Origin of the sequence: Dolomitihabitans soli, assembly GCF_022213955.1 — a bacterium.
GTDB classification, from domain to species: Bacteria; Actinomycetota; Actinomycetes; order Streptosporangiales; family Streptosporangiaceae; genus Streptosporangium_A; species Streptosporangium_A soli.
This window is the reverse complement of the sequence record NZ_JAKNTW010000024.1, coordinates 43,356-62,553: the sequence shown is the minus strand read 5'-3', so window position 1 is coordinate 62,553 and position 19,198 is coordinate 43,356. Positions and strand designations below refer to the sequence as shown.

The 19,198-nt window shown below is 72.1% G+C and carries 20 protein-coding genes; 16 read left to right on the top strand and 4 right to left on the bottom strand.

Annotated elements, in window-relative coordinates; genetic code table 11:
* Positions 1–78 precede the first annotated feature (78 nt).
* Together MBA17_RS35495 and MBA17_RS35490 are read left to right on the top strand one after the other, a co-directional pair.
* Positions 79–1,428, top strand: coding sequence for an MBL fold metallo-hydrolase (locus MBA17_RS35495; RefSeq protein ID WP_238501818.1), 1,350 nt, complete (start codon positions 79–81; stop codon positions 1,426–1,428).
* A 299-nt stretch (positions 1,429–1,727) separates the two neighbouring features.
* Positions 1,728–2,576 (top strand): hypothetical protein, encoded by an 849-nt coding sequence (locus MBA17_RS35490; protein WP_238501817.1) that lies wholly within the window; start codon positions 1,728–1,730, stop codon positions 2,574–2,576.
* 258 nt (positions 2,577–2,834) lie between these two features.
* Here the strand turns inward: MBA17_RS35490 and MBA17_RS35485 are convergent, their stop codons facing one another.
* Genes MBA17_RS35485 through MBA17_RS35475 form a run of 3 tightly spaced genes read right to left on the bottom strand, consistent with a single transcriptional unit; the run spans position 2,835 to position 4,433 of the window.
* Entirely contained in the window at positions 2,835–3,035 is a 201-nt protein-coding gene (locus tag MBA17_RS35485; RefSeq protein ID WP_238501816.1) for a ferredoxin, read from the bottom strand.
* Positions 3,032–4,261 (bottom strand): cytochrome P450, encoded by a 1,230-nt coding sequence (locus MBA17_RS35480; RefSeq protein ID WP_238501815.1) that lies wholly within the window; start codon positions 4,259–4,261, stop codon positions 3,032–3,034. The genes MBA17_RS35485 and MBA17_RS35480 overlap by 4 nt, the downstream gene beginning before the upstream one ends.
* Before the next feature lie 13 nt (positions 4,262–4,274).
* A complete protein-coding gene (locus MBA17_RS35475; protein ID WP_238501814.1) occupies positions 4,275–4,433 on the bottom strand; it encodes a hypothetical protein in 159 nt (52 codons plus the stop codon).
* A gap of 80 nt (positions 4,434–4,513) precedes the next feature.
* Between MBA17_RS35475 and MBA17_RS35470 the strand changes: the two genes are divergently transcribed.
* From MBA17_RS35470 to MBA17_RS35435, 8 genes are all read left to right on the top strand, one after another.
* Positions 4,514–5,092, top strand: a complete 579-nt coding sequence (locus MBA17_RS35470; protein WP_238501813.1) for a TetR family transcriptional regulator — start codon at positions 4,514–4,516, stop codon at positions 5,090–5,092.
* Positions 5,093–5,338: 246 nt separating this feature from the next.
* Complete coding sequence (locus MBA17_RS35465) at positions 5,339–6,880, top strand: ABC transporter substrate-binding protein (protein ID WP_238501812.1); 1,542 nt, start codon at positions 5,339–5,341, stop codon at positions 6,878–6,880.
* A gap of 2 nt (positions 6,881–6,882) precedes the next feature.
* Positions 6,883–7,827 carry an ABC transporter permease gene (locus MBA17_RS35460; RefSeq protein WP_238501811.1) on the top strand — a complete coding sequence of 315 codons (945 nt, stop codon included), beginning with the start codon at positions 6,883–6,885 and terminating at the stop codon, positions 7,825–7,827.
* A gap of 8 nt (positions 7,828–7,835) precedes the next feature.
* Positions 7,836–8,636, top strand: coding sequence for an ABC transporter permease subunit (locus MBA17_RS35455; RefSeq protein ID WP_238501810.1), 801 nt, complete (start codon positions 7,836–7,838; stop codon positions 8,634–8,636).
* The gene (locus MBA17_RS35450) at positions 8,633–10,582 is read left to right on the top strand and encodes an ATP-binding cassette domain-containing protein (RefSeq protein ID WP_238501809.1); all 1,950 of its coding nucleotides are present in this window, start codon (positions 8,633–8,635) and stop codon (positions 10,580–10,582) included. Before MBA17_RS35455 ends, MBA17_RS35450 begins: the two co-directional genes overlap by 4 nt.
* A gap of 11 nt (positions 10,583–10,593) precedes the next feature.
* Positions 10,594–11,130 carry a GNAT family N-acetyltransferase gene (locus MBA17_RS35445; RefSeq protein WP_238501807.1) on the top strand — a complete coding sequence of 179 codons (537 nt, stop codon included), beginning with the start codon at positions 10,594–10,596 and terminating at the stop codon, positions 11,128–11,130.
* A 116-nt stretch (positions 11,131–11,246) separates the two neighbouring features.
* Positions 11,247–11,960, top strand: a complete 714-nt coding sequence (locus MBA17_RS35440; RefSeq protein WP_238501806.1) for a sulfotransferase family protein — start codon at positions 11,247–11,249, stop codon at positions 11,958–11,960.
* Positions 11,961–11,968: 8 nt separating this feature from the next.
* Positions 11,969–12,583 carry a TetR/AcrR family transcriptional regulator gene (locus MBA17_RS35435; RefSeq protein ID WP_238501805.1) on the top strand — a complete coding sequence of 205 codons (615 nt, stop codon included), beginning with the start codon at positions 11,969–11,971 and terminating at the stop codon, positions 12,581–12,583.
* Here the strand turns inward: MBA17_RS35435 and MBA17_RS35430 are convergent, their stop codons facing one another.
* Positions 12,584–13,534 carry an endonuclease/exonuclease/phosphatase family protein gene (locus tag MBA17_RS35430; RefSeq protein WP_238501804.1) on the bottom strand — a complete coding sequence of 317 codons (951 nt, stop codon included), beginning with the start codon at positions 13,532–13,534 and terminating at the stop codon, positions 12,584–12,586.
* A gap of 107 nt (positions 13,535–13,641) precedes the next feature.
* Here MBA17_RS35430 and MBA17_RS35425 point away from each other — a divergent pair, with 107 nt between their 5' ends.
* The 6 genes from MBA17_RS35425 to MBA17_RS35400 are packed head-to-tail and all read left to right on the top strand — an operon-like array spanning position 13,642 to position 19,197.
* Positions 13,642–13,989 carry an NADH-quinone oxidoreductase subunit A gene (locus tag MBA17_RS35425; protein ID WP_238501803.1) on the top strand — a complete coding sequence of 116 codons (348 nt, stop codon included), beginning with the start codon at positions 13,642–13,644 and terminating at the stop codon, positions 13,987–13,989.
* A complete protein-coding gene (locus MBA17_RS35420) occupies positions 13,980–15,494 on the top strand; it encodes a hypothetical protein (protein WP_238501802.1) in 1,515 nt (504 codons plus the stop codon). Before MBA17_RS35425 ends, MBA17_RS35420 begins: the two co-directional genes overlap by 10 nt.
* Positions 15,487–16,395 carry a complex I subunit 1 family protein gene (locus MBA17_RS35415; RefSeq protein ID WP_238501801.1) on the top strand — a complete coding sequence of 303 codons (909 nt, stop codon included), beginning with the start codon at positions 15,487–15,489 and terminating at the stop codon, positions 16,393–16,395. Before MBA17_RS35420 ends, MBA17_RS35415 begins: the two co-directional genes overlap by 8 nt.
* Positions 16,392–16,922, top strand: coding sequence for an NADH-quinone oxidoreductase subunit J (locus MBA17_RS35410; RefSeq protein WP_238501800.1), 531 nt, complete (start codon positions 16,392–16,394; stop codon positions 16,920–16,922). The genes MBA17_RS35415 and MBA17_RS35410 overlap by 4 nt, the downstream gene beginning before the upstream one ends.
* Entirely contained in the window at positions 16,919–17,224 is a 306-nt protein-coding gene (gene nuoK / locus MBA17_RS35405; protein ID WP_238501799.1) for an NADH-quinone oxidoreductase subunit NuoK, read from the top strand. The genes MBA17_RS35410 and nuoK overlap by 4 nt, the downstream gene beginning before the upstream one ends.
* Positions 17,221–19,197: a proton-conducting transporter transmembrane domain-containing protein gene (locus MBA17_RS35400; RefSeq protein WP_238501798.1), complete on the top strand. Its 1,977-nt coding sequence runs from the start codon at positions 17,221–17,223 to the stop codon at positions 19,195–19,197. The genes nuoK and MBA17_RS35400 overlap by 4 nt, the downstream gene beginning before the upstream one ends.
* Position 19,198: the final 1 nt, after the last annotated feature.

The following is a 19,198-nucleotide window of genomic DNA, read 5'->3' as shown; positions in this document are numbered from 1 at the left end:
GCCGGGGTCGTGACCCGCGTCACGCGTAAGGCGGAACCCGCCCGGAGCCGTCCCCGTCGGCTGTGTGAGCATGATTGCATGGCTGCTCACGGGGAGATCGAGGTCATCGAGACCTCACGGCTCGGGGACCGGGGTTACCTCGCCACCGACGGCGAGGCGGCGCTCGTGGTCGACCCGCAACGCGACATCGACCGGATCATCGCAATGGCCGGTCGGCTGGGCTCGCGGATCACGCATGTGGTGGAGACCCACATGCACAACGACTATGTCTCCGGCGGGCTGGAACTGTCCCGGCTGACCGGCGCGGTGTACGGCGTGCCCGCCGCCGACAAGGCGCCCTTCGACCATCTCCCGCTCGCCGACGGCGACGTGCTGGAGATCGGCCCGGCCAGGTCGCTCCGGGTGGTCGCCACGCCCGGACACACCTTCCACCATCTGTCGTACGTGCTGGAGCGCGGCGGCGGGGTGGAGGGCGTGTTCACCGGCGGGTCCCTGCTGTTCGGCACGACCGGCCGTACCGACCTGCTCGGCGAGCAGCACGCGCGCGACCTCGCCAGGATGCAGTACGCGTCGGTGCGCAAGCTCGTCGACGCGCTGCCCGGCGGCACGCGGGTGTGGCCGACCCACGGGTTCGGCAGCTTCTGCGCCGCCTCCCCGACCTCGGGCGGCGACGAGTCGACCCTGGCCAGGGAGCGGCTGATCAACCCGGTGCTGCGGCTGGCGGCGGAGGAGTTCGTCGACGTGGTCCTCGCCGGCCTGGACGCCTACCCGGCCTACTACGCCCGGCTGGGGGCGATCAACCTGGCCGGGCCCGAGCCGCTCGACCTGCACCTGGCCGACCCGGCCGACCCCGAGGAGGTACGCCGCCGTCTGGCCTCGGGGGAGTGGGTGGTGGATCTGCGCGACCGCAGGGCCTACGCCGACTCCCATCTGGCGGGCACGATCAGCCTCGGCCTCGACGGTCCGATGGCCACCTGGCTCGGCTGGCTGATGGAGTGGGGCGCGCCGCTGACGCTGATCGGCGAGCAGCCCGGCCAGATCGCCGAGGCCCGGCGCGAGCTGGCGCGGATCGGTGTCGACCGGATCGCGGCCTTCGCCACCGGCCTCGCGGGGGACGCCGCCCTGCCCGTCGCGACGTTCGCCGACCTGGCCGCACCCCCGGCCACCCTGCCCCACCCCGAGGTCGTGCTGGACGTGCGGCTGCGCAACGAGTGGAAGACGTCGCACATCGCGGGCGCGGTGCACATCCCGCTGCCCGAGCTGCCCCACCGCCTCGCGGACGTGCCGCCCGGGGTGGTGTGGACGCACTGCGGCAGCGGTTACCGTGCCGCCGCCGCAGCCTCGCTGCTCACCCGCGCGGGCCGTACGGCCGTGCTGATCGACGACATCTTCGACGCGGCGGCCCCGGCAGGCGTGCCCTTGGCCTGAGCGTGTCCTGAGCATGGCTTGAAGCGGCGGGCGCACCACAACGCCTCGGCGAGCCCGCCGCGCTGTTCGCGCGCCCCTGGATCGTCACCACCTGGGTGCCGGGCGAGCCCGCCGACCGGCCGCGCCTCGGGTCCGTCGGCGATGTCGCCCGGCTCCGCGACCGCCCAGCCGTTGCCCGACCAGAGCCACCAATGTCGATCAAGCCCCTATGCCACCGACGAACGACAACTAGCATGCGGCTGGGCGCCGGTCATCTTGATGGCCGGCACCCCCGTCGACCATTCGGAATGGAGACAGCCATGTTATCCGTCGGGCGCCGTCACCGCCTGCCCTTAGCCATTGCCCTGGTGGTCACAACGGTCCTCGCGCTGGGCGTGGGCTGGATGCGATCCCCGCAGGCCGGCGTCTCCAGCGAACGAGCCGCCTTCGTCTTGGCCAACGGCCTGGCCGCATCCCATCCCGACTACCGCATACGGATCGATGACGCCTCCGAGGCGCACCAGAGTCTCCAGGACGTGAGCGTCCCCGTCCTGCTGGATCCCCGGCCCGCCTACCCCCTTATTCGCGGACCGGAGGCGACGCGACGGGAGAACATCGAGCTTCTATCGTCCGGTGAAGTGACTCAACCGCTTCTCAGGCCGTGGAGACTCACGGGAGCCATTCGCGAGCCCGTATCGAGTCCCTTGTTGCCCGACGATCGCGCTTTCCTCAGCCTCAGCGATCCCCAGCACCAGCTACGCGCGCTCCTCGTCGTCTGGCTTTCCGAGCCGATGACCGAAAATGCGGTGGACCTCTGGCTGCCCAACGGCATCGACGTCGCCATCTTCACCGAACGGGGCAGAGCCGGCGGGCCGGTCTCCTGGGACACGCATTTCTGCCGAGACAGAAACCTTCCCTGCCCGCCGGATGAGCTTCTGCGCGCTTCCGAGGGGTTCCAACTCTGGGTTGCCGCTCTTCGCGACGACGATGCTCCGCTTCTCGCCAAACTGGGGCTCGACCTGGTCGATCTCCGAAGTCGTGCGAAGAACGGCAAGATGTACGGATTCATCGCCTCCGCAGAGCTGGAAGAAATCAGAACCCTGTCAGGTAGAAACCAGGTCCGATCGATCCAGATCATCTCTGCCGGACTCGCCGACACACGCGATTGACCAGGACTGCACCTGGCTCTGCCTCCCCATTGCGCGGTCTCCTCGCGCCCGGCCACCCTGCCCCACCCCGAGGTCGTGCTGGACGTGCGGCTGCGAGCGGGGTCCACGTAGCGACTGCGGAGAATCCGACGAACCTGGTGCTGAAGTATCTGGATTGGAAGCCGGTGCCGACCGGTGGGGGAGTCGCTGAAGGAGCTAGCGCAGTTTCCGTTGGACCGGGCGATGGAGCATGACACGCCGTCGCTGCTGTCGGCGCCGTCACGATTCCTCCTGGACGCGGATGGCTCCGGCGGGGCAGAGCATGACGGCGTTGTGGACCTCGTCGTGCAGGCCGCGGTGTGGCTTGGGGTCGAGGAGGACGACGATTCCATCCTCTTCGCGCTGATCGAAGACGTCCGCTGCGGTCATGACGCACTGGCCACTGGCCACGCAGCGGTCCTCATCGACGATCACTCTCATGCCTGCTCCCAGGTGACCGGGAGCTGCCACACACCGTAGACGAAGGAGGCCTCGCGCATGGGGATCTCGGCGGCCGGCACCGCGAGGCACAGGGTGGGGAAGCGGTCGAACAGGGCGCGATAGGCGATGCGCATCTCGATCCGGGCGAGCTGCTGGCCCAGACACTGGTGCACGCCGTGTCCGAAGGCCAGGTGATGTCTGGCGTCGGTACGGTCCAGGCGCAGCGCGTCGGGATCCGCGAACTGCCCGGGGTCGCGGTTGACGGCGGGCAACCCCATGACCACCGTCTCGCCCTTGCGGATGATCTGACCGCCGACCTCGACGTCCGCCGACGCGGCGCGGTTGGGTGTGGCCAGGTGGACGATGGTCAGGTAGCGCATCAGCTCCTCGACCGCGGTTTCGGTCAGTGCGGTGTCGGCGCGGAAGGCGGCGAGCTGGTGAGGATGTTGCAGGAGGGCGAAAGCACCCAGGGCGAGCATGTTCGCGGTGGTCTCATGTCCGGCCACCAGCAGCAGAAGGGCGATGTTGGTGAGTTCCTCGTCGGTCAGGTCGCTCTCGGTGATCAGGCTGCTCAGCAGGTCGTCGGTGGGCCTGGCCCGCTTCTGCCGTACTAGATCGTTCAGGTAGCCGGACAGGTTGCCCGTGGCGGTCATCGCCTGCGCCTCTGTGCTGTCCATGTTGACTACCACGGTCGTCTGCTCCTCGAAGAACGCGTGGTCGCCATAGGGGACGCCGAGCAGCTCACAGATCACCAGGGAGGGGATGGGCAGCGCGAACGCCTGCACGAGGTCGGCCGGTGGGCCGGCCGCGGCCATGGCGTCCAGCTGATCGGCGGTGATTCGAGCGATGTGCGGTTCGAGGGCCTTCATCCTGCGGACGGTGAACTGGCCGGTGAGCAGCCGACGGTATCGGGTGTGCTCGGGCCGGTCCATGCCGGCGAACCACCCTGGCGCGGGTGGCTTGTCGTGGCCGCCGGGGCGGACGTTGGGCCGGGGGAGCGGCGAGTGCTTGAGTTCGGGTCGGGCGGTGAAGCGGGGGTCGGACAGTACGGCGCGGGCGGCGTCGTAGCCGGTGACCAGCCAGCCGACGTGGCCGTCGGGGAAAGCGAGTCGGGTCAGCGGCTGGGATTCACCCAGCCGCGTCAGCTCCGGGGGCGGGTCGAACGGGCAGGCGGGATCGCGCCGGATGGGCAGGGTCGTGGGGGTTTCGAGGTTCTGATCGCGCATGGAGACAGCTCCTTCAAAGGTCGGTGGGCCGCAGGTGGGCCCAGAGCATGGCTCGTTCGAAGTTCGCCGAGGCTGCGAGCACGGCGGCGTCGGCGTGGGAGTGCATGGTGGCCGGCAGGCCGACAGCGAGGACCCCCAGTGCCCACCACCTGCGGGTGCCGCGAACTGGCATGGCTCTCCCGTTCCAGGATTATGACAGTTGGCTCTTTTATGAGAGTACACCATCATTTGGTGGTCTAGTAGAATAAGGACATGGCGACCGGTGGACTACGCGAACGTAAGAAGGCCAAGACCAGGGAGACGATCCTGCGCGAAGCGTTCAGGCTCTTCCGCGAACGCGGCTACAACGCCACCACCATCGACCAGATAGCCGAGGCCGCCGAGATCTCCCCCGCCACCTTCTTCCGCTACTTTCCGACGAAGGAGGACCTGGTCACCCTCGATCACTCCCCCCCGCTCATCGAAGCGCTCCACGTCCAGCCACCGGGAGAACCGGTCGCCGTCCTGCGCGGCGCATTCCGTACGGCGTTCGCCTCCCTGACCGCCGACGAGATCGCTGCGGGGTACGCACGGGAGGTGTTCGCAACGACCGTCCCTGAACTGCTTGCCGCCAACCTGCGCAAGAGCCCCCCCTTGCTACGGGAGATCTCCGAGGTCCTGACGGACAGGGCCGGATGCGATGCGGGCGACCCTCGGATCCGGAACGCCATCGGCGCGGTCCTCGGGGTCGTGGCCATGGTCTGGCTGCAATGGGCACACGACCCCGACATGGACGGGCCCGCCGAGATCGACAGGGCACTCGCGCACCTGGAGTCCGGCCTGGGTCTCTAGGCCCGCCCCTGAACTCCACGTCACCCAGGGAAAGCAGCCCACGCGCGGACGTCCGGGTTCGCAGCGGCAATTGGCCGAATCTCTTCGACTGAAAGCCGTCATCTTGAGCAGGGCCGCCGCTGGGTAGCGGAGCCTCGGTCTGACGGCCGGGGAAACACACTTCCGTACCGATCACGGTGGCCGGGCTCATCGCTCGTGCCGAGGGGCGATTTGCGGCGATTATGAAAATCGTTACCATTGCTACCCATGCACTATGACCGCCGATCCTTCCTCGGCGCCGCCGCCATGCTGTCCGCCGCCGCACTCACCGGATGCGGCACGACGCCGGCCCCGGGCCGGCCGCGCGGCGCCGTACCGCCGAGAAAGGGCGGACGGCTCCGCGCCGTGTTCGCCGGGGGCGGCGCGCAGGAGACCCTCGATCCGCACCTGGCGAACCTTTTCGTCGAGGCGTCCCGGGCCAAGGCCATGTTCGACAAGCTCGCGGACTACGGCACCGACGTGTCGATCGTCCCCCGGCTGGCCCAGGGCTGGGAGCCGGACAAGAAGCTCAGCACGTGGCGGATCACGCTGCGCGAGGCGAGCTTCCACGACGGGCGGCCGGTGCGGGCGGCCGACGTGCTGCACAGCTACGCCCGGATCGCCGACGGCACGCGGACCTTCCGCGCCAGGGCCAACCTGGCCCTGATCGACCTGAGGAACAGCCGGGCCGTCGGCGACCGCACCGTGGAGTTCGCGCTGAAACGGCCGTTCGCCGAGTTCCCCAACGTGCTGGCCGCCTTCGGCGCGTACATCGTGCCGGACGGGACCGAGGAGTTCGCGCGTCCCGTCGGGTCGGGACCCTTCTCCTTCGTCTCCTTCACTCCCGGCCGGTCGCTGCTGCTGAAGCGCCACCCGGACTACTGGGAGGGTCCGGCCCACCTCGACGAGCTGGAGTACCTCCTGGCGAACGAGGAGTCCGCCCGGGTGAACGCGGTGCTCGGCGGCCAGGCGGAGTACGCCCACGACCTGACGCCCGCCACCGCCCGCACCTACGAGGGCGGCGGGCGCCTGAACGTGATCCGGCTGAACAACAGCGGCATGCAGGCCCTCGCCATGAAGGTGGACCGCCCGCCGTTCGACGACCCGGGCCTGCGCGAGGCCATGTTCCTGCTCGCCGACCGCCCGCAGATGATCGACAGCGTGCTCTCGGGGGCGGGGACGATCGGCAACGACCTGTTCGGCAAGGACTACCAGTACTACGCGAAGGAGATCCCGCAGCGCGCCCGCGACCTCGACCGGGCCAGGTGGCTGGTGGAGAAGGCGGGCGCGAAGGGGCTGAAGATCCAGCTCGACACCTCGGCGGCGGCCGCCGGCTTCCTGGAGGCGGCCGGCGTGTTCGCCGACCAGGCACGGCAGATCGGCCTCGACGTGACCGCCAAAGTGGGCAACAAGGACACCTACTGGGCCGACATCCTGAACGAGGGCACGATCTGCTGCTACCGGTCGGGAGCCATGCCCATCGAGACGCACCTGTCCCAGCGCCTGCTCAGCGGCTCCACCACCAACGCCACCAAGTGGGCGCGCCCCGAGTTCGACGCCCTCTACGACAAGGCCGTGGCCACCGCCGACGAAGGACGACGCCGGGAGATCTACCTGGACATGCAACGCGTCCTGCACGCCGAGGGCGGCTTTCTGATCTGGGGGTTCGCCGACTGGCTGCTCGGCACCGCGCAGCGGCTGCACGGCGTGGCCAACGCGCCCGCCAACACGCTCGACTGGGCCCGGTTCGACAAGGTGTGGCTCGGTTGAGCATGACCCGCTACACCCTGCGGCGGCTCCTCCTCGGCCTGGCGCAGATCGTCGCGGTGGCCACGCTGGTGTTCGCGCTCACCGAGGCGCTGCCCGGCGACGCCGCCGTGGTGCTCGCCGGCGACATCCCCGACGAGGAGCGGATCGCCCAGCTCAGGCACGCCCTCGAACTCGACCGCCCGGCGGTGGAACGCTGGGCCGGCTGGCTGCTCGGCCTGTTCGGCGGCGACCTCGGCGTCTCCCTGGTCTCCGGCCGCCCGGTCGCCGAACTGCTGGCGAGCAGCCTCCTCCCCAGCCTGCTGCTCGCGACGGCGACCCTGCTGGCGCTCGTCCCGATCTCGGTCGTCGCCGGAGTCGTCGCGGCGACGCGCGAGGGCGGGCTCCTGGACCGGACGCTCACCGCCGTCACCGTCGGGCTGTACTCCATCCCCGAGTTCGCGCTCGGCGTGGTGCTGGTCGCGGTGTTCGCCGTCGGGCTCGGCTGGTTCCCGCCCACCGCCGTCGGCGCCGGCCCCGACCTGCTGGACCAGCCCGCCCTGCTGGTCCTGCCGGTCGTGGTCCTGCTCGCCCGCCCGATCTGCTCGCTCAGCCGCCTGATCCGCGCGGGCATGATCGACGCCCTCGGCTCCGGCTACGTACGGCACGCGCTGCGCCTGGGCCTCTCGCCCCGCCGCGTACGGCTGGCGCACGCCCTGCCCAACGCGCTCGCCCCCGGTGTGCAGCAACTCGCCAGGACCACCGACTGGCTGCTCGGCGGCGTGATCGTGGTCGAGGCGGTGTTCGTGATCCCCGGCCTCGGCACGGTGCTGACCGACTCGGTGGCCGCCAGGGACATCCCGGTCATCCAGGGACTCTGTGTGCTGTTCGCCGGCACCACGATCCTGGTCAACCTCGCCGCCGACCTCACCACCTTCCGCCTGACCCCGGGCGCGGCGGGCACCCAATGAGCCCACCGGTGACACGTGTCCGCCGGTTGGTTCGTCCCGGCCTCGGCGCCGTGTTGCTCGCCGTACCGCTGGGGCTGGCGCTGCTGGGGCCGTGGCTCGCGGGCGCTCCCGAGCCGCGCGGCGTGTCCTTCGCCGCGGGGCCGCCGCTCGGCACCGACTTCGTCGGCCGTGACGTGTGGGAGCAGGTGCTGCTCGGTGGGCGCTCGGTGGTGCTGGTGGCGCTGCTGGCGACCCTGCTCGCGTACGCCGTGGGGGTGCCGCTCGGCGTGGCCGCCGCGATGGCCGGGCGGCGGTGGGTCGATGAGCTGTTGATGCGCCCGCTGGACCTGCTCCTGGCGGTCCCGTCGCTGCTGCTGCTCATCCTGCTGGCCGCCATCGCCGCGCCCGGCTCCGCCGCGTTGGTCGTCATCGTCGCGCTGATCGGCCTCCCCGAGGTGGCCCGGGTCTCCAGGGCGGCGGGGCTGGAGATCGCCGCCCGGCCGGTGCTGGAGGCGATGCGGTCGCAGGGGGAGACGTGGTGGCGCAGGGCGGTCGGCTATGTGGGGCGGTCGATGCTGGGCCCGCTGCTGGCCGACCTCGGCGCGCGCCTGGTCGGCGCGTTGTACCTGGTCGCGTCGGCGAGCTTCCTGGGCGTCGGCGTGCCGCCCGACGCGAGCGACTGGGCGGTCATGGTGGACCGCAACCGCACCGGCATGTTCCTCCAGCCGTGGGCCGTGCTGGTCCCCGCGCTGCTGATCGTGGCCTTGTCGGTGGGGACCAACCTGGTGTTCGACGGCGCGCTGCGCGCGCGGAAAGGCAGGAACCCGTGAACCCGTCCGGGTCCGTGCTGGAGGTGACCGGCCTGACGGCCGAGGCCGGTGGGCGCACGCTGGTGGACGGCGTGTCCTTCGCGCTGGCCGCCGGTGAGGTGCTCGCGCTGGTCGGGGCCTCGGGCAGCGGCAAGACCACCATCGGTCTCGCGCTGCTCGGCGAGCACTCGCCCGGGGTGCGGCTGTCCGGCGAGATCCGCCGTGCGGCGGGCGCGGTGGCCTACGTGCCACAGCACCCGTCCGCCGTGCTCAACCCCGCCCGCCGGGTCGGCGCGGTGCTCAAGGAGATCGCCCGCAGCCGGGCCAGGGCCGGTACCTCCGGCCCCGCTCCCGCCGGGCCGCCGGACGGTGCGGCCCGTCTCGTTCCCGCCGGGCCGCCGGGCAGGGCGGCCCGCCTCGCCCTCGCCGGGCGTGGCGCCGGCGCGGCGAACGCGTGGGAACGGGTCCTGGACGCGGCCCGCCGGGCCCGGCTCCCCGCCGCGCTGCTCGGCCGCTACCCGCACCAGCTCTCCGGCGGCCAGCAGCAGCGGGTCGTCCTGGCTCAGGCGCTTCTCCTCGATCCCGTGCTGATCGTCGCCGACGAGCCCACCACCGGCCAGGACCCGGTCATCCGCCGCGAGGTCACAGCGGAGCTCGGCGGTGTGCGCGCCCAGGGCGTCGCCGTGGTGCTGCTCAGTCACGACCTCGACATGGTCCGGGCGCTGGCCGACCACGTGGTGGTGATGCGGGCCGGGCGGGCCGTCGAGTCGGGGCCCGCCGGCACGATCCTGGAGAGCCCCGCGCACGACTACACCCGCAGGCTCATCGCCGCGCAACCGGCCATGCGACCGGCCATGAGACCAGGGCGAGCGGACGCGCCGGAAGCCGCGGAAATCGAGGTCACCGGGCTGTCGGCGACGGAATCAGGCCGGCCCGGAGCCGCGCTCATCGCCTTCGCGCAGCCGGGCGGGGAGCCACGCCGGTCAGGGCCGCGAGGAGCCGAGGCGATGGCGACGGGAGCAGGATGGGCGGGCCGGCCGGGAGCCGCGCTGGTTCAGGTCACCCGGTTGACGGCCGGGCATCGTCGGTCGACCGTGCTGCATGACGTGACGCTGGCCGTCCAGGCGGGGGAGTGCCTGGCTGTGGTCGGACGATCGGGCAGCGGCAAGACCACCCTGGCCCGATGCGTGGCCGGCCTGCACCCGCCGACCGGCGGGGCCGTCTCCCTGGACGGCCGCCCCCTGCCCCGCCGCCTGGCGAGGAGGAACCGCCGCGACGTGGCCGGCGTCCAGTACGTCTTCCAGGACGCCAGAGCCTCCTTCGACCCGCTGCGCACCGTGGCCGCCCAGGTCGCCCGCTCCGCCGTACGTCTGCGGGGTCTCCCGGCCGCCGCCGCGCACGACGCGGCGCTGGACATGCTGGCGCGGACGGGCCTCGACGCCCGTACGGCGGAGCGGCGGCCCCCTGCGCTCTCGGGCGGCGAACTCCAGCGTGCCGCACTGGCCCGTGCGCTGCTCGCCGGGCCGAGGGTGCTGATCTGCGACGAGATCACCTCCGGCCTCGACACGCTCGTCCAGGCCGGCATCCTCGACCTGCTCGACGAGTTGCGCCGTGACGCGTCCGTCGGCGTTCCCGGTGGCCTGGGCCGTGACGCGGCCCTTGACGTCCCCGACGGCCGGCGCCGGGACGTGCGCGTTGACGGGCCCGGGGGACTGGACCGTGGTTCGTTCGGCGGGCCGCTCGACGGGCCGGGTCGCGATTCGTCCGGCGAGCCGATCGGCGACCTCGGCCGTGCGCGAGGACTCGGCCTGATCCTGGTCAGCCATGACATGGGAGTCGTCGCCCGGCTGGCGGATCGCGTCGTGGTGGTGGACGGCGGGCGGATCATCGAGGAGGGCACGGCGGAACAGGTGCTGAGAAGTCCCGTCCAGCCACTGACCAAGGCGCTCGTCGCCGCACCCCGCTGAAGGAGCCCCTCATGCCCTCCTACCACGTCACACATGCCGAACCCGGGCATCTCGACGGCGCCCGCCGCGTCATGCTCGACACCTTCTACCGCGAGTTCGGTTACGGCTACCGCCCGGAATGGCACTGGGACGTCGTGGACCTGGCCGGGACCTACCTCCGTCCCGGCGGGCACACCCTGGTCGTCGCCGTGCACGAGGGGGAGGTGGTCGGCACGACGGCGGTCCGCGCCGGTGGGCCCAAGAGTCCGCCGCACCCCCGTCGGCTCGCCGACCGTTACCCGGACGACTCGACGGCCCAACTCTTCCGGGTGTACGTCGACCCCGCGCACCGGCGGCACGGCCTGGCCCGCCGGATGGTACGGCTGGCCTGTGACTTCGTCGCGGCGCACGGCGGATACAAGATCGTCTACCTGCACTCCGACACCCGGGTCGAGGGGGCGGAGGCGTTCTGGCGCTCGCTGGCCGAGCCGGTCCACGACTCCCGCGACGGGGATCTCACGAGGTTCCAGACGGTTCACTTCGAGATCCTCCTGCGGGCGAGGTGCTGATCACGCGATTTATGTACAACTGTTGAGAAAATACGACGATCGCCGTAGGCTCGATCCGCACCACACGAACTGAACGATGTGAGCCGTTTCGTCGGCAGACGGATGAGGAGCACGACGTGTTGCGAGTGATCGGCGCAGGGTTCCCGCGTACCGGAACCAGTTCCATGAAGGCCGCCCTGGAACGACTGGGGTTCGGCCCCTGCTATCACATGTTCAACATCCTGTCGGATGGCCGCCAGGTCGACCGGTGGCTGCCCCTCGCCTCCGGCGCGCCGGTGGACTGGGACCAGGTGTTCGAGGGCTTCGGATCCTCCCAAGACTGGCCGGCCAGCTTCTTCTGGCGTCAGCAGGCAGAGGCGTACCCGGACGCGAAGGTCGTCCTGACCGTGCGCGACCCGCACCGCTGGTATGCCAGCATGAAGATGCTGCTCGCCAACGGTCCCGGCCGGGCGATGCCGGAGAATCTGCCCGAAGGGGCGGCCGTGGTCTTCGAGTCGATGAAGAGGCTCAGCCCGGTGCTCGACCTGATCCAGCGGTCCACCTTCGGCGGGAACGGCGACTTCGGTGACGGCATGCCCGACGAGGAGGTCGCCGTGGAGGCGTTCCACCGCCACGTTGACACCGTCAAGGAGAGCCTGCCCGCGGATCGGCTCCTGGTGTTCGACGTCCGGGAGGGCTGGGAGCCGTTGTGCCGGTTCCTCGATGTCGAGGTTCCGGTCGGCGAGCCGTTCCCGCACCTCAACGACGCCGAGTCGATGCAGCGCACCCTGTCCCAGCTGATGACCGACGGCAGCATCGCCTCACCGTTCGGCGCGAGTCCGCAGAACTGAGGCGATCGATGGCGAGCGGCGACGTCCACACGGAGCGGGCCCCGGAGGCGGAAGCCGGGCCCGCTCGTGCCGAGAGCAAGGGACAACGCACTCGGCGGCGTATCCTCCAGGCCGCTCGCCGCACCTTCGGCAACCTCGGTTACGAGCGGGCCACCATCCGCGCCATCGCTGCCGAGGCGGGCGTCGACAAGTCGTCGGTCATCCAGTACTTCGGCACCAAGCAACGGCTGTTCGGCGAAGCCGTCGACTACCGCATCGACATCGACGCCCAAACCACGGACGACCCGGCCCGCACCGCCGAGAACTATCTGCGTGCCATGCTCGAAAGATGGGCCGCCGAGCCCGACAACCCGATGGCGGTGCTCCTGCGCGCCAGCATGACCAGCGAGGAAGCCGCCGATCTGCTGCGCAGGCACGTGACCTCGGAGGCGATCGACCAGATCGTGCCCACGCTCGACGGCCCCGACGTGCGGCTCCGGGCGGCCCTGGTGGGCGCGGTGATGTTCGGCATCACCAGCCACCGTCACCTGCTGCGAATGCCCGACCTGGCCGAGGCCGACGTCGACGACGTGCTCCGGCTGGCCGTGCCGCTCATCCGTGCGCTGCTCGACCCGCCGAAGTGATCAGCGGGCGGGCAGGCCGAGCTCGGCGAAGACGGGACGGTGGTCCGTGCCGGGCAGGGCGTGCACGCCGAACGAGCGGATCGACATCCGTTCGTCGGCGAGTATGTGGTCGATCGTCACGCCCGGCGTCGGCTCCCAGCCCTGTTGCGGCCACGTCGCGGTGAACCCCTGCCCGGTGACGTCGCCGGCGTCGCGGTAGCCACTGGACAGCAGGTCGCGCACGGGCCGGTGGTCGAGGGTGGCGTTGAAGTCCCCGGCGAGCACCCGCAGCCCGCCGCCCGCCCTCGGCAGCGCCTCCAGGCCCGTCGACCAGCACGTCACCTTGTAGTCGTACCGAGGCGCGCACGGGTGCACCGAGACGACCTCGATCTTCTCCCCGTCCGGACGCGTCACCAGGGCCCGCGCCTGCCGGAACCTGCCCAGCTCGATCAGCGGCAGCTCCTCGACGGGATGCCGCGAGTAGACGGCCGACCCCCAGACCCCCTCCTTGGACCGGTCGACGACGTGCGGCATGATCTTCAGCAGCCCCGCCGCCTTCAGCCGCTCCCTGGCCGGCGGGGTGAGTTCCTGCAGCGCGAGCACGTCCGGCCTCAGCTCCCGCACCAGCCCGACGAGGCTCGCCGTGTCACCCGCGCCGACCGCGAGGTTCGCGGCGAGCACTCGCAGCCGCTGGTCTCCCGACTCGGGATTGCCGTCGGTGAACTGCCGTGGCAGTACGGCCGCGGCGAGCACCACGCACGTGACGAGGGCCACCGCGCCCGCAGCCCGGCGGCGCGTCCCCGCCGCCAGGAGCAGTGGCACGACCGAGGCCGCCGCGACGTAGGGCGTGAACGCCACCAGGGGGACCCACTGCCACACGGGGATCCACCCGGCGAGTCTGATGACGGCCCACAGGGCGAAGGGTAAGAGCATCGTCCACAGCAGGACGCTCACGAACCGTGATCTGATCATGAGGTGGCAGCGTAACGGGTGCACGGGCAGGTTGATCGAAGATCCACGGTTAGGGTCCGCGCGGGCGGGGACGAGTGATCTCAGTAGCCCTTCTGGGAGAAGATCCGATGCAATCCTGGGCAGCCGTTCTCAGCCTGTTGTGCCTGCTCGGCGCGGCCGTCGCCGGGGTGTACGCCGTCTCGCTCCTGCTCGCGCCGCCCGGCCCGCTCGGGGTCGGGCCCTTCCTCTCCGGCGCGCGCCCGCAGGAGCACGCCCTGTCCCGATACCACGCCCGCTGGTACGCCGTGACCCTCGTCTTCCTGGCCTTCGACATGGAGATGGTCTTCATGTACCCGTGGGCGCTGGTCGTCGCCGAGGTGGGGGTCGCCACGGTGGTGGAGATGTTCCTCTTCCTCGGCCTCCTGATGGCCGGGGTCGTCTACGCCTGGCGCGAGGGCGCGTTCCTGTGGGCCTGAGCGACTGGCTCACCCGCCAGGCCGCCCGCCGCCCGCGCCCCCTCGTGGTCACCGCCCCGTACGGCACGCGCACCCGGCTGCGGGTGGAACGGGAACTCGCCCGCCGTGGCTGGCCCATCGCCGACGGCCCGGCCGGGGCGAGTCTCCTGGTGGTGTGCGGCATCCCCGGCGACGCCCTCGACAAGGCGATCCGCACCGTCTGGATGGACATGTCCGCTCCCCGCGCCCTGGTGGAACTGCCCCACGGGACCGACCCCGCCCAGGCACTCGACCAAGCCGTCGTACGGCTGGCCGACGCGCCGGCCCAACGCCGCGACGCGGCCGCGCACCTGGCCCGTTCCCGGCCGTCCGCGCCCATGCCCGCCGGCCGAGAGCACGACGGGCACGACGGGCACGACGAGCACGGTGAGCACGGCGGAAGCCCGGGTGGAGTGCCGATGGCCGGTCGGGGGCCGGATCGGGACGGTCTGGCGCTTGATCGTTTGCATGTGCCGCTGGGGCCGATCCTGGCCGACTGGCCGAGCGGGCTCGTGGTCGAGGCGACGTTGCAGGGAGACGTGATCCAGCGGGCGTCGATCCGCCTGACTCCCGGGTTTTGGAACGGTCCAGGCCCGGAGTCCGGCGGCGGCCGTGAGGGCTCGGCTAACGCGGCGGATGGGCACCGGGACTCGGCGGACACGGCAGGTGAGCACGAGGGCGATGCGCGTGGCGGCGGGGAGGCGCCGTTCTGGGATGAGCCGTGGCTGCTCGCGAGCCGGGGGCATCGGGTGACGCGGGGCGAGGCGGAGCGGCGCAGGGCCGCGGCGCATCTCGACAGCCTGGGCCGGCTGCTCGCGGTGGCGGGCTGGCCGGCCGCGGCGGCCACGGCGAGGGCGCTGCGGGACCGCGCGCTGGCGGGGGCTTCCCGCGAGGACCTGATGCCGGAGTTCGGCTGGTTCGCCCGGCGGGTAGGCCGCTCGCGCCTCCTCCGGTGGATGCTTCGCGACCTCGGTGTGATCGGCGACGAGCCGCCGGACACCGGTGGCGTGGGCGGCGGCGCTGGAGCGCCGGGGACCGGGGGTGGTGCCTGGCTGTCAGGAGGAGGTGGGGTGGGAGACGGTGGTGGAAGGCCGGGTGTCGGGGGTGGTGCCGGTGCCGGATCGAGTGTCGCCTCTGGCGTGGGCGTGGGCGTGGGCGTGGGCGGTGGTGCTGGATCGCCGGGGGCCGGGGGAGGTGCCGGGCTGTCCGGACGCGGTGGGGTGGGAGGCGGGCGGTTCTCGGGTGACGTGGCGGCGCGGCTGGATCGCTGGCTCGTCGCGACCGGGGTGGCGTTGGGCGCGCTGGACGACCCCTCGATCCTCCAGGACGACCGGGGGCCGCGAGGGCCGGTGGGCGCTCAGCCGTCGCGGGCGCTGCTCGCCGTACTGCCAGGGGTGCTCGAAGGGGTCGAGTTGGGGGCGGCGCGGCTGATCGTCGCCAGTTTGGACCCTGACACGGAGCAGCTCGGAGCCCTGCGCCATGTCTGAAGCCGTGCCGTACGGGATCGTGGTCGCTTTTCCGGTGGCTCTGGCGGGGTTCACGGTGGTGGCGGCCGTGTTCGACTCGGTGGTGGGGGCGGGGTGGTCGTGGCGGGCGGCCGGGGGGCCGCTGCGGGAGGCGGCCCGGCTGCTCGTGCAGCAGCGGCGCCGTACCCTCCTGCCGGACACGCTGCTGCTGCGCGCCGGGGTGTGCGGGCTGCTCGTGGCGGCGGTGCTCGCGGGGGTCGTGCTGCCGCTGGGGGAGCGGCCGGTGGCCGATCCGCCCGTCGGCGTCGTGTGGTTCAACGCGATGGAGGTGTGCGTCTGGGGGGCGATCTGGCTCACCGGGTGGGGGACCAACTCCTGCTATCCGCTGGTGGGGGGCTACCGGTTCGTGGCGCAGGGGCTCGCCTACGAGCTGCCGCACATGTTCGCGCTGATCACGGTCGGGCTGGGGGCGGGCTCGCTGCGGGTCGGCGAGGTGGTCGCGGCGCAGAGCGGGCTGTGGTTCGTGGTGTGGATGCCGGTGGCGTTCGCGGTCTATCTGGTGTCGGCGGCGGCGATGGCGTTCTGGGGGCCGATGGACCGGCCGGTGGGATCGGACATCGCGGGCGGGGTACGGGGCGAGCTGTCCGGGCCGGACCGGCTGGTCTTCCAGGTGGGGAGGTACGCGCTCCTGGTGGTCGCCGCGGCGGCCGCGGTGCCGTTCTTCCTTGGCGGCGGGGCGGGGCCCGTGCTGCCCGCCTGGGCGTGGACGGCGATCAAGACCGCCGCCGTGCTGGCGGGGCTGATCTGGGCGGCGCACCGGCTGCCCGCCGTGCGGATGGATCGGTTCACGCAGGTGTCGTGGCTGGTGCTGATCCCGGCCTCGCTGCTGCAACTGCTCGTCGTCGCGGTCGTGGTGTTGTGACGGCGGCGTTCTGGGGCCTGGCCGTGGTGTCCGCGGCGAGCGCGGTCGCGGTGTTCGTGGTCGACTCGATGGCCCGGGCCACGTTCGCCCTGCTGACGTCGTTGCTGGCGGTCGGGGTGGCCTTCCTGCTGATCGACCTGCACTACCTCGGGGTGCTGATCATCCTGATGATGGTCATGGAGATGCTGATCATGGCGGTATTCATGATCATGTTCATGATGAACCCGGCCGGGCTGACGCCGATGAGGATGGTGCACAACACCCGGATCGCCGGACTCGTCGCGGGCGGCGTCTTCGTCCTGCTCGCCGCGGGCGCGCTCCTGACGCCATGGCCCCGGCGGCGGGGACGCCCGCCCGCCGACCCCACTCATGCGCTCGGCCTGTCGATCATGGGGCCGAAGATGCTGGTGATGATGGTCATCGGGGTGGCGATCCTGGCGACCATGATCTCGACCGTGGTCCTCGCGACCGCCCGGGGACGTTACGACCCGCCGCCGGACCGGCGTACTGGCGAGGGGGAGCGATGACCCTGGAGGGCTTCCTGCTGCTGGCCGCGGCCCTGTTCGCCGTGGGTCTGTACGGCGCGCTGTCCCAGCAGTCGATCGTGATGCTGATGATGGGGCTGGAACTCATGATCAACGGCCTGATCGTCGCGGGTGGCGGCTTCTGGTACTTCCTCGCGCCCGGCGCCGCGGACGGGCAGGTGCTGGTGCTGGTCGTGGTGACGGTCATGGCGCTGGAGATGGCGATGGGCTTCGCCGTGGTCACCGCGCTCTTCCGGGCCCGCGAGGTCGACCTGACCGACGACGCGGGAGAGCTGAAAGGGTGAACGGCCTGCTGTGGGTTCTCCCCGGGTTGCCGGCCGTGTCGGGCGCCCTGCTCCTGATCGCCCACCTCGTCCCGTCCCGGAGGCACGACGGCGGGGCGGAGCCGTACGGGGAGCCGGCTCGGGGACGGAGCGGATGGGCCTCCGGGAAGGGCGGGGCGCATGGTGAGCCCGCTGCCGGCAGACGACCGGGCGGCCTGCTCCGCGGTGCGCGGGAAGGGCTCGCGGGTCCGGTCGCCGTGCTGGTCGCGGTGGTGACTCTGCTGGTCGCGGTGCTCGTCGCGGTGGACCGGCCCCGGGCCGACACGGTGCTCTTCGACGGGCTGCGGTCGGGGCTGGCGGTGGACGGGCTGTCGGCGGTGATGGTCGTCACCGTGGCCGCCGTCGCGCTCGCCGTGCTGGCCTTCGCGGCGGGCGAGGCGCGTGACGCGCGGTTCTTCGGCCTGATGCTGCTGTTCACCGCCGCGATGCTGGTCACCGTGACGGCCGCCGACCTCGCGCTGCTGCTGATGGCGTGGGAGGTCATGGGCGCGATGTCGTACGCGCTGATCGGCTACCGGTGGCACGACGCGGAGCACGCGCGTTCGGCCGACCTCGCCTTCGTCACCACCCGGGCGGGCGACCTCGGCCTCTATCTCGCCGCCGGTTGCGCCCTCGCGGGTACCGGCTCGCTGAGCCTGGCCGCCCTGCCCGCCGCCGGTTCGCCCTGGGCGCACCTGATCGCCGCCGGGATCGTGGTGGCCGCCCTCGGCAAGTCGGCCCAGTTGCCCTTCTCGTTCTGGCTGTCGCGCGCGATGGCCGGGCCGAGCGCGGTCTCCGCGTTGCTGCACTCGGCCACCATGGTCGCCGCCGGGGCGTACCTGCTGCTCCGGGTCGAACCCCTGCTCGCCGCCACCGGATGGGCCGCCACGCTGGTCGCCTGGGCGGGCGCGCTGACCGCGCTGCTGCTCGGCGCGGTCGCCCTGGCCCAGCGCGACCTCAAGCAACTCCTGGCCGCCTCCACCTGCGCGCAGGTCGGCTTCATGGTGCTGGCCGCCGGGGTCGCGGCCGTGGCGGGCGGCGTCGCGCATCTCGTCGCGCACGCCGCCGTCAAGAGCCTGCTCTTCCTCTGCGCCGGCGTCTGGCTGACCACCCTGGGCACCGAGGACCTGGTCAGGCTGCGCGGCGCGGCCCGGCGTCACCCGGTGACCGGGGTCACCTTCGGGATCGGCGCGGCGGCCCTGGCCGGGCTGCCGCCGTTGTCGCTGTGGGTCACCAAGGACGCCGTCCTCGCCTCGGTGCACCCGCCCGCCCTGCGCGTGGTCGCCTTCGCCGCCACCCTCCTCGCCGCCGCCTACGCCACCAAGGCGCTGATCGTCGTCTGGCGACCGGGCGCCCCCGCCCCGCCGCAGCCGGGGAAGCGGCCCGGCGAAGGTCCGCTCGGCTGGGCGCCTCTCGCCGCGCTGGCGCTGGCGGCCGCGGGGTTCGGCGTCGTCGGCGTCCCCGTGGTCTTCGACGGGTGGGCCGGGCTGCTCGGGGTTCCGGCGGAGCGCGGCCCGGGAGCCGCCGAACTGGCCGTCTCCGGCGGCCTGGCGGTCGTGGTCGCCGGGCTCGTGCTCGCCGTACGGCGTCGCGGTGTCCGACCGCTCGGGGTGGACCTGTGGTGGGGGCCGGCGCGCTGGTTCGGCCTGGAACGGGTGGCGCGAACGGCGGTGGCGCGGCCGGTCATGGCGCTGGCCGGCGCGCTGGCACGGTTCGACGACCGGGTGATCGACGGGGCCGTGCACGGGGCGGCGCGCGCCGTCACCCGGGCGGCCGGCATCGCCAGGACGCCGGTGGAGACGGGGATCGACGGGGTGGTCCGGGCGGTCGCGGCGGGGGCCGGTCGGCTCGGAACGCTCGCCAGACGTCCGCAGACCGGCCAGGCGCACCTCTACCTCGCCCAGGCGGCGATCGGGCTGGCGCTGCTGGCCGTCGTGATCGCGCTGGTGAGGTGAC

Excerpts from the sequence above, each read along its gene's own strand:
- MBA17_RS35475 (WP_238501814.1), bottom strand. The coding sequence starts at position 4,433 with ATGCCAGTTCGCGGCACCCGCAGGTGGTGGGCACTGGGGGTCCTCGCT.
- MBA17_RS35490 (WP_238501817.1), top strand. The coding sequence starts at position 1,728 with ATGTTATCCGTCGGGCGCCGTCACCGCCTGCCCTTAGCCATTGCCCTG.
- MBA17_RS35465 (WP_238501812.1), top strand. The coding sequence starts at position 5,339 with ATGCACTATGACCGCCGATCCTTCCTCGGCGCCGCCGCCATGCTGTCC.
- MBA17_RS35460 (WP_238501811.1), top strand. The coding sequence starts at position 6,883 with ATGACCCGCTACACCCTGCGGCGGCTCCTCCTCGGCCTGGCGCAGATC.
- nuoK (WP_238501799.1), top strand. The coding sequence starts at position 16,919 with ATGACCCTGGAGGGCTTCCTGCTGCTGGCCGCGGCCCTGTTCGCCGTG.
- MBA17_RS35480 (WP_238501815.1), bottom strand. The coding sequence starts at position 4,261 with ATGCGCGATCAGAACCTCGAAACCCCCACGACCCTGCCCATCCGGCGC.
- MBA17_RS35430 (WP_238501804.1), bottom strand. The coding sequence starts at position 13,534 with ATGATCAGATCACGGTTCGTGAGCGTCCTGCTGTGGACGATGCTCTTA.
- MBA17_RS35495 (WP_238501818.1), top strand. The coding sequence starts at position 79 with ATGGCTGCTCACGGGGAGATCGAGGTCATCGAGACCTCACGGCTCGGG.
- MBA17_RS35445 (WP_238501807.1), top strand. The coding sequence starts at position 10,594 with ATGCCCTCCTACCACGTCACACATGCCGAACCCGGGCATCTCGACGGC.
- MBA17_RS35485 (WP_238501816.1), bottom strand. The coding sequence starts at position 3,035 with ATGAGAGTGATCGTCGATGAGGACCGCTGCGTGGCCAGTGGCCAGTGC.
- MBA17_RS35435 (WP_238501805.1), top strand. The coding sequence starts at position 11,969 with ATGGCGAGCGGCGACGTCCACACGGAGCGGGCCCCGGAGGCGGAAGCC.
- MBA17_RS35415 (WP_238501801.1), top strand. The coding sequence starts at position 15,487 with ATGTCTGAAGCCGTGCCGTACGGGATCGTGGTCGCTTTTCCGGTGGCT.
- MBA17_RS35425 (WP_238501803.1), top strand. The coding sequence starts at position 13,642 with ATGCAATCCTGGGCAGCCGTTCTCAGCCTGTTGTGCCTGCTCGGCGCG.
- MBA17_RS35470 (WP_238501813.1), top strand. The coding sequence starts at position 4,514 with ATGGCGACCGGTGGACTACGCGAACGTAAGAAGGCCAAGACCAGGGAG.